This window comes from Pseudomonas sp. NBRC 111131 (genome assembly GCF_001320525.1).
GTDB lineage: Bacteria > Pseudomonadota > Gammaproteobacteria > Pseudomonadales > Pseudomonadaceae > Aquipseudomonas > Aquipseudomonas ceruminis.
In genome coordinates this window covers 1-680 of the sequence record NZ_BCBH01000099.1, presented here as the reverse complement: position 1 = coordinate 680, position 680 = coordinate 1, and the positions used below count along the sequence as shown (strand labels likewise).

Here is a 680-nt window from a genome sequence, read left to right as displayed (position 1 = left end):
ACCAATATCAACACGTCACTCAAGGAGGTGGGTGGCGAGAACCTGTTGTACAACCCGTCGCTGGAGGTGGTCAGCCCGACTTCGGCTTGGCTGCCGGATGGCTGGGCGCTGGGGAATTCGGGCTCGACCCTGACGTCTGTTTTCGTGCCGTCCACGCTTGATCCAGCAGGAAAGGCGTTGCGCTTGGGCCTGACCTTTCCGAACGCCGGCAGCTATGTCGACCTGGTGCAGGATACGCCCAAGTGGCCGGGGGTTTCGGAGGGCCAGGTTCTGACGATCTCCAGCTATTTCCGGGCCACCAATGGCCTGATCGCCCAGTTATTCTTCCAGTGGCGCGATGCCAGCGGGGCGAACATCAGCACGGACGGCGCCAGTTCGCAGAATGCTTCAATCGCTCCGGAGGCATGGCAGCGCTTCAGCCGGACCTCAGCACCAGCGCCGGCAGGTACTGCCTCGGTAAGAATCATCTACCGTATTCGTGGGCCGCTGAATGGGGCTAGCACCACGGGCTGGTGTGAATGGGATCGTCTGCAGCTTGAGCTGGGCAGCACCATGACCGGCTGGCGCGACAATGGACGCGTCAATGCGGCCGACATCACCACCAATGCCGCTGCTACGTCGGCCCTTACTGCAAGGGTGGGAGCTACAGAGGCGGGTCTGACGAGCGCGTCCACTCAGCT

At 62.4% G+C, this 680-nt stretch carries 1 pseudogene; it reads left to right on the top strand.

Features of this window, described 5'->3' with window-relative positions:
- Positions 1 to 680: pseudogene (locus APH34_RS29710) on the top strand (hypothetical protein); the annotation flags it as partial.